At 63.0% G+C, this 8,836-nt stretch carries 3 protein-coding genes; 1 reads left to right on the top strand and 2 read right to left on the bottom strand.

Annotated features, from left to right (window positions below):
* Window positions 1–96: 96 nt before the first annotated feature.
* Complete coding sequence (locus FJ404_07860) at window positions 97–1,560, top strand: DUF2851 family protein (protein ID MBM3822783.1); 1,464 nt, start codon at window positions 97–99, stop codon at window positions 1,558–1,560.
* A gap of 249 nt (window positions 1,561–1,809) precedes the next feature.
* Here the strand turns inward: FJ404_07860 and FJ404_07865 are convergent, their stop codons facing one another.
* Together FJ404_07865 and uvrA are read right to left on the bottom strand one after the other, a co-directional pair.
* Entirely contained in the window at window positions 1,810–2,616 is an 807-nt protein-coding gene (locus tag FJ404_07865; protein MBM3822784.1) for a hypothetical protein, read from the bottom strand.
* Window positions 2,617–2,784: 168 nt separating this feature from the next.
* Window positions 2,785–8,655 carry an excinuclease ABC subunit A gene (uvrA, locus tag FJ404_07870; GenBank protein ID MBM3822785.1) on the bottom strand — a complete coding sequence of 1,957 codons (5,871 nt, stop codon included), beginning with the start codon at window positions 8,653–8,655 and terminating at the stop codon, window positions 2,785–2,787.
* Between the last annotated feature and the right edge of the window lie 181 nt (window positions 8,656–8,836).

An 8,836-nucleotide genomic window follows, 5' to 3' on the forward strand; every position in this document is an offset into this window, starting at 1 on the left:
TCCGACCCAGCCGCGCTCCCCAAAATGAGAATGGCCGGGGTTCAACGCGTCATGCCTTGACAGCGAACGTCCGGTAGCACGAAACTTCCTCCCAAGGTGGATGGTTTCCCGATTGAGTTGAGTGTCTATGCGCGTTTTCTTCACGCTGGGCGTGCGGCGAATAGCATCCTCCGCGAAGATCGAGCGAGCGCCCCACCCTCGGAACTGCTGCTCCAGCAGATCTGGCTTCACCAGCGATTCGACCGTGATTCGGTGCGCTTGACCGACGGCCGCCGCGTCCAGGTCCTGCATCCCGGATTCTGGAATCGAGCCGCGGGGCCCGATTTCCAAAAGGCCCTGGTGCGATTCGAGCAGCAACCTCCGTTCTCCGGAGATGTCGAGATCGATCTCGAAGCGTCCAGTTGGATGGGCCACGGCCACCAACAGAACCCGCTCTACAAACGCGTCGTCCTCCACGTGATCTGGAGTGAACCCTCGTCCGCGCGGGCGCCGAGCCATCCGGCCACTCTGGTTTTGAAACCCCTCCTGGATTCGCCTCTGGAAGAGTTGCGGCGGTGGTTGGTCGAAGCGCCGGAACATCCCGCGTGCATGGCCGGAAAATGCCAGGGACCTCTGGCCACGCTCGATGAATCGCAAGCTCGAGCATTACTCCGCGAAGCGGCGGCGGTTCGCTGCCAGGCCAAAGCCCAAGCCATCACAGCTCGATCCCGGACCGTGGGCTGGGAACAGGCCCTCTGGGAGGCGTTATTCGCGGGCCTGGGATACAAAGCCAATGTTTGGCCGATGAAGCGGCTGGCGGAACTCCGATCGGAATGGCAGCCGCTTTGTTTGCCGGAAAGAGACCGTGAAACCATCGAAGCCATCCTGTTGGGGATGAGTGGATTTCTCCCAGTGGAACCGGACCGATTGGAGGGACAAGCCGCTTCGAAAGCACGCGCTCTTTGGCAGCATTGGTGGCGGCATCGAGACTCTCTTTCCGAAATCGCCTTGCCTCGAAGCGCCTGGTCACTCCGCGGGGTCCGGCCTTCGAATCATCCCCAACGCCGGCTGGCGGTGGCTGCGGGATGGATCTCCAATCCTCAGTTGTGTTCCGCCGTGGAGACGTGGGTTCAGTCGCTGAGCGGCGATGAGAAAGAAGGCCCACTTCGCCGCCTGGGCGAGATCCTGGACCCTGAGACGGAAAATTTTTGGCACCAACAGTGGTCTCTCGATTCGGGACCCTGCAACCTCCCCCAACGTTTGCTGGGGCGTGAACGCATCACCGAGTTGGCCATGAACGCGGTTCTGCCATGGGCGTGGGCGCGAGCCTGGCTGGGAGGAAACGAGCCCATGGCGCACCGCGTTATGGAGGGCTACTTCAATCTGCCCGCCACGGGAACCAATCACCTGCTGCGTCAGGCCGAGTTGCGCTTGTTCGGAGGGCGTTGTCCTTGGAAATCGAGACGCGCGGCCGAACAGCAAGGTCTGCTTCAGATTCTGCGGGATTTCTGTCTGAAGACCGACGCCGTTTGCAGCGAGTGCCGCTTTCCTGAGCTCGTGAAGGAAATGCGCTCGGGTTAACCCCGAAACCGCCCTTGATCAGCATCGATCTCTCGCAAGATCTCCGCGGCAAAGGCCTCTCTCAAGTCTCGATGGATCACCCAGCGGAACCATTTCGATTTTCGGCAGGCCTTCGACGCTCCAGCTTTTGCGCCTCTCGACGCTGCGGAATGGCGGTTTCCAGGGTGAACGCTGAGGCCCGCCGAACCTTGCGGTTCGGCGGGCCTTGGATACTCCACAGGAAGTTGTCCGGCACCCCATCAACAGCCCTTAGCGTCCCGGACCGCGTCCGCGTCCGGATCGCCCAGGACGGCCAGGCAGTTCAATCTTTCCGGCCTCGACGTCCGCCCTCAGCGCTGCACGTTCCTTCTCATCCAGTTTTCCATCTTTGTTGGTGTCGTAGGTGGCGAGAATTTTTTCGCGCTCCTCCGCATGAGAAACACCTCCTTCGGGCTTTTCATGGCCGCGTGCGCCGGGTCCACCCCGGCCATGACCTCGATGCGGGAGATCCAAGGTTCCGTCGGCGATCGCTTTCTTCACCGCCGCGGACTCGTCCTCATTGAGCTGGCCATCTTTGTTTTTATCGAACGGGCTCAGCGCCGCGTAGCCTTCCGCGATGCGATCGGCGGCGTGGCCGGCCCGATCCTCGCTGACCTCCGGGCGTCCTCCGGGTCCGCGTCCTTTCGGCGCGCCGGGTCGGAGTTTTCCCTCGACGATTGCCTTGGCCACCGCGTCGGTCTCCTTGTCATCGAGCTTGCCATCGCTGTTGGCATCGAACGGGCGGACGCTGGCATACAGGCCGGCGAGGCGCTCGGCGCTGGAGTCCGGATCAGGGCGCCCCGCCGGGGGACGTCCACCGGGCCGGGCCGCGTCGCTCTCAGAATCTGCGTCGGACGGACGGCCCACGGTAACACCGAGCGGGCGTCCGCGGCGGGCTCCTTCAGCGGGAGGACCCGCTTGGGTTTCGGCGTTTGGATTGTCGCCAACGGTCACCCCGAGCGGGCGTCCGCGTTGAGCTTCGAGCGGGAGTGAAGCAGCCACCAAGGCGGCCAGGGACAGTTGAATCACGAGTTTCATGTTTTTGGGATTTTGAGGTTTTTGTTTTTTTCTTCGTCCGACCCCATCGACTGGGCGGGTCGAGCTGGGGGCACCTTAGCTCCTTTCTACAAATCTTCTCCCGGCCTGAGGGGAATCAGGGCTTGGACGGGATGAACCGGGGGATCCCCGTGATGAAAAAGGGACCTCTCAGGCTCGGGCCCGGGCAGGAACCTTGTGGCCGCGCGTGGTTTGGCGGCGGCGATGGGCGGCGAAATACTTCTTGAGATAACGTCCGGTGTGGGAGGTCTTGATCTCAGCAACCTGCTCGGGCGTGCCTGCCGCCACTACGCGGCCGCCACCGCTGCCGCCTTCAGGGCCGAGGTCGATGATCCAGTCGGATTCGGCAATGAGATCCAAGTTGTGCTCGATGACGATGACGGTGTGGCCGCCGTCCACCAGTCGTTGAAGCACTTCGACGAGTTTTCGCACATCAAGCATGTGCAAGCCGATGGTGGGCTCTTCGAGCACGAAGAGATGGCCCTGCCCCGCGCTTTCAACCGCACCCCCGGTTTTCAATCCTCCGAGCAAGTGCGTCACCAATTTCAGGCGTTGCGCCTCGCCGCCGCTGAGGGTTGGGCTCGTCTGGCCCAATTTCAAATAGCCGAGTCCTGTATCCACGAGCGCTTGCAAAGGCCGCCGGATGCGCGGGTGAGCCTCGAAGAAATCCACGGCCTCGCGCGCCGTCAGCTCGAGAACTTGATCGATCGATTTGCCCTGCCACCGGACCTCGATCGTCTCGGGAGTGAAGCGGCGTCCATGGCAAGCTTCGCACCGCGCGTAAGCGGGAGGCAGGAAATTCATCTCCAGCTTGATCTGGCCCGAACCCTCGCACACGGCGCAACGTCCGGAGGCACTGTTGAAGGAAAACCGCCCGGGACCGTATCCGCGCATCTTGGCTTCCGGCGCCAGCGCGAACAACTTCCGGATGTCATCGAAAAATCCGACATACGTCGCCGGGATGGATCGAGGTGTGCGCCCAATGGGGGATTGATCGACTTCATAGGCCGACCGCAGCCCCTCCCAGCCTGAAAGCAGGGATATCGGACGACGCTTGGCGGATCGGGACAGCGCAACGCGAACGGCGGGGAGCAAGCACTCCTTTACCAACGTGCTCTTGCCCGATCCGCTGACGCCCGTGACAGTCGTCCAGCGCCCCAAAGGAAACGCGACGTCGAGATCGCGCAAATTGTTTTGGCTCGCACCTCTCAACCGCAGCCAGGGATGACCCGGTTCCGGAGCGTCCGGAGCCGGGAAGCGGGGACCGGGCGCTTCGCGCAAGACCATGGCGGATGAGGACTCATGGACCCTCCGCGCCAGGGCTGAGATTCGGGCTTCAGGAAAAACCTGCCGTCGTGATCCGCGCGCCGGGATGACTCGTTTTTCGCGCAGGCATTGGCCCGTGATCGAGTGTTCGCTGTTTTCGAGATCGGCCAGCGTGCCTTGGGCGACGATGCGCCCGCCCTGCTCGCCTGCTCCCGGACCGAGATCGAGAACATGATCGGCATGCCGCATCGTTTCTTCGTCATGTTCGACCACGAGCAGGGAATTTCCGCGCGCCCGGAGCCTGGCCAGCGCGGCGAGCAATTGCTCGTTGTCCCGTGAATGGAGACCGATCGTGGGCTCATCCAGCACATAAAGCACGCCGCTAAGGTTGGAGCCCAATTGGGCCGCGAGCCGGACACGCTGGGATTCTCCACCGCTCAAAGACCCCGCCGCGCGTCCAAGCTGAAGATAGCCCAGCCCCACTTCGGTCATGAAACGGAGGCGCTCGCGAATCTCGGGCACAATATCGCGCGCCACCTGGCCGGCCCTACCTTGAAAACGAATCTTCTGAAAAAGATCGAGGGCGCCTTCGACCGTGAAGGAGGCCAGATCGGAGGGGGACAGACTGCGCCCTTTGACGCCCCCCCCTTTCGTTTGATAGGGCAGGCGAACCGCGCGAGCAACCTCGTTGAGCCGGGCCCCGGAACAGTCCGGACACGGCTCCCGTTTCCCCTCCTGCCAGAGAAACCAGGATTCCTCGATGGCATCGGCCCGAGCGCCCCGGTCGGTTTCCGGAAGATAAAAAAGCTCGCCAAAACCACGACAGCGCGGACACCAGCCCTGAGGCGAGTGGTAACTGAAATGCTTCGGGTCAAGCGTTTCAAAGGATCGCCCGCACGTGCCGCAAGCCCTCTCAACGGAATGAATGCTCGCGCGGCCCTTGCGATCCAAAGCCAGCATCGTTCCTCCGCCCAGTTCCAAGGTTCTTTCAACCAGGCCCCGCAGCCGAATGGCATCCCGCCGTCCCGCTCCGCCGCCGGCGGCGCAGGTTCCGGTCACGACCTCGATCGAGTGCTCGGTAAAGCGGTCCAAGTGCAGCGCGGCTTGGGTGGAAACGAGGCGTCCGTCCACCCGCAAGTCGGAGTAGCCTCGGGCGGCTGCCCAGGAAGGAAGATGGCTGTGGAAACCTTTGCGATGCCGCACCAGCGGGGCCAGCAACTTGAGAGGGCCGCGCGCTTTCGAATCCGTGCGGAGCCGGGCCACGATCTCATCGCGGGTCTGCGAGCCCACGGAATGCCCGCACTGCGGACAATGTTGCACACCGAGACGAGCCAGCAGCAGCCGCAAAAAATGATAGACCTCGGTAACAGTCGCCACCGTGCTCTTGGCGCCCCCCCGCGTGTTGCGTTGCTCAATGCTGACCGTGGGCGGCAAACCGAGGACGGCATCCACGTCGGGCCGCTCCATCCGCTCCACAAACTGGCGGGCGTAAGCGCTCATGCAGTCGAGGAACCGTCGCTGGCCCTCGTTGAAAACGAGGTCGAACGCGAGCGTGCTCTTGCCCGAGCCACTCACCCCGGTCAGCACGACAAAGCAATCGCGCGGCAGATCGGCGTCGAGGTTCTTGAGATTGTGCTCGCGCGCCCCGCGAACCATCAGCGCGGCGGGCATGGCGGCTGCCAAGTCCGGCACGTCCGCGCGTTCCAATGCGCCCGCAATGGAACGTCGCTCTTCCCGCAGCGCACGTCCGGTGTGGCTCTCCAGGCAAGCCGCAACCGCTTCCGGAGGCCCCTCCACCACGACCCGGCCGCCGGCGTCCCCGGCTTCAGGACCGAGATCGAGAATCCAGTCCGCCGCCTGCAAAACACCCAGATGATGTTCCACCACGACCAAGGAATGTCCCGCGTCCACCAGCCTTTGCAACACCGCCAAAAGCAGACGGACGTCGTCGAAGTGGAGCCCGGTGGTGGGCTCATCGATGAGAAACAAGAGCGGCGCTTGGCTTGCGGGGCTGGAATGATCCTTCGCATTCTCGTCCCCAAGCTGGAGCTTCCGCGCCGCCCCCGTCCTTTCCGCGGCCTCGGCAAGGTGGCCCACGAGTTTGAGCCGCTGACTTTCGCCGCCGGAGAGCGTGTTGAGGGGCTGGCCGAGGCGAAGGTAGCCCAAGCCAATGGATTGCAGCAAAAGCAGCCGCCGCGCCGCCGCGGCGGCCGGCCGGCAATGCTCGAAAAGTTCAAGGAACGCAACGGCCTCATCGACGGTGGCTTCGAGCATTTCGGCCGCGTTCCAGCCCGGGTGGGAACTCGAGGGCCTGACCCGCGCCTTGAGCACATGCGGTCGGAACCGCTTGCCTTCGCACGCAGGGCACCGGATGAACAGGTCGCTCAGGAATTGCATCTCAACCTTCTCATAACCCGCACCCCGGCAGCGCTCGCACTGGCCGCGGCTCGAATTGAAACTGAAGGAACCCAGATCGAGCTCCTCGCGAACCGCGTCATCCGAAAGCGCGAACAATCGGCGAATGTCGTCCCAGGCACCCACATAGCCTGAAGGATTCGAGCGCGGCGTGCGGGCCAGCGCGGATTGATCCACCCAAACCACCCCCGAAAGGACTTCCCAACCATGGACCTCCCCCAGTCCATCCTCGGCGCTATCCGCGAGATTCTCGGATTCCTCCCCGCCTTCGCCACTCCCCGGAGTTTCCGGGGCAACGGACGAAGCGGCGAATTTTTCCTGGAGCAAAGGCAGCAAGACGTCCTGGATCAGCGTGGTTTTTCCCGAGCCGCTGACACCCGTCACGCAAACCAGCTTGCCCAGGGGAAAGCGAAAACGCTCGTTGCGCAGATTGTGTCGGTGACGCACATGAACCGTCAGAGCGGCATCTTCCCGAGCGCAAACGCGAGCCCGCCCGCCGCCGATCCGCGCCCGCCCGGAGAGATAAGCGCCGGTGAGCGAGTCAGGATGCCGCATCAATTCGGCCCAATTTCCCTGAAAAACGATGTGGCCTCCCGCTTCGCCACGACCTGGGCCAAGATCGACGAGATGATCGGCGGCGCGCATCACTTCGGCCTCGTGCTCGACCACCACCACGGTGTTGCCCGCATCGCGGAGCCTTCGCAGGATGCGCACCAGCCGGGCGGTGTCCCGCGGATGCAGCCCCACACTGGGCTCGTCCAACACGAAGAGTGAGTTCACGAGATGCGCTCCCAAACACGTCGTGAGATTGACCCGTTCGGTCTCGCCTCCCGAAAGCGTCTTGGTGGGACGGTCCAACGTGAGATACCCCAGCCCGACTTCCTCAAGGAACGCGAGCCTCGCCTCCACCTCCCGCCACACGGTGCGCAAACTCTCCCCCGCGACCCGCCCCAAATGCGATGGCAGCGTGAACTGGCGGACCAGTCCCAGCGCCCGGGACACCGTAAGCCGGTAGTAATCGGCCAGAGTGATTCCGCCTTCGCCTCCCCCGCCCGGCGTTCCTTCCATCCGGTAGAGCAATGCGTCCGGCTGAAATCGATTTCCTTGACACGCTGGACAAGGATCGTAGGCGCGATAACGGGCGAGGAAAACCCGGTAATGCATCCGGTAGGATTTGGACTCGAGCCAGCGAAAATATCCCTTCACCCCGTACCAGGCGTGAGGCCATTCATGCTCCGGGTCGGAACCGTAGCCCGGGTCGCCTTCTACCACCCAACGCTGATTTTCGGCGGAAAGCTCCCGAAACGGCACATCCATCGGGACGCCGCGCCGCTTGCAAAACTTGAGCAAATCGCGTTGCGACTCGAGTCCGTGCCCTCCGAGCCAGGGTTTCACCACCCCCTGGCGCAGAGTTCGTCCATGGTCCGGCAGGGCGCGGCGATAATCGATCGCGATGACCCTGCCAAAGCCCTTGCATTGCGGGCATGCCCCGCGCGGATGATTAAAACTGAAGAGCGATGGGCTCGGCTCGGCGATGGAACGACCGCAACCTGAACATTCGAGCGCGCGGCTGAACTTCCTTTCCTCGTTTGATCCGCTCGGGTCGAGTCGCAACAGACGAAGTTTGCCCCGCCCGAAATGGAAGGCTTGTTCGCAGGCTTCGACCAGGCGCGCCCGGCTGGATTCGACCAAGCGCAACCGGTCCTGAACCAGCATCAAGGACCCCATCGAAGCGCTGTCCGCCGCGTCCGTGTCCAGGTCTTCCAGCCTCTGGACGTGCCCGTTGAACCAGAGCCGCTGGTAACCTTGTTTTCGCACCCAGCCGAGGCACTCACGCAACTCGATTCCTCTGGCCAAAGGCACTTCGAAGAGAATCAACACTTCCGCTCCGGGCCAGAGTGGCGAGATTTCCTGCCAAATCGTGTTGGGGTAGTCCTGGCGAACGGCGCGCCGGCAGCTCGGGCAAAAGGGAGTGGAGACATGCGGCCAGAGCGCCTTCATGTAATCGCACACTTCGGTCATGGTGCCCACCGTGGAACGCGTGGTGCGGACCGCGTTGCGCTGTTCGATGGCGATGGCGGGCGGGATGCCCTCGATGGAATCCACGCGCGGCTTGTCCATGCGCTCGAAGAACTGGCGGGCGTAGGGCGAAAACGTCTCGACGTAGCGTCGTTGGCCCTCGGCGTAAAGAGTGTCAAAAGCGAGGGAACTCTTGCCCGACCCACTCAATCCCGTGAGGACAATCAGTTTGCCGGCGGGGAGGCGGAGGTCGAACCCTTTGAGATTGTTGTGGCGGACGCCCCGCAGCACGATGTCGTTCGGAGACGCGGGTAATGACATGGCGCGGAATTTAGGCGCGGTCCGTGGGATGTCAACGCACCCCTCCGGAGATACCTAGCCTGCCTATTTCATGCACGGGACGCCCGGTGAGGACACCGGGCCATAAGCATTAACCTAATGACTTGTCCTTACCGGACTACGCTGGTAACGTTTGGCGCATGCCTAACGACGCCTTGCCAGA

This window comes from Verrucomicrobiota bacterium (assembly GCA_016871495.1).
Lineage (GTDB): Bacteria > Verrucomicrobiota > Verrucomicrobiia > Limisphaerales > VHDF01 > VHDF01.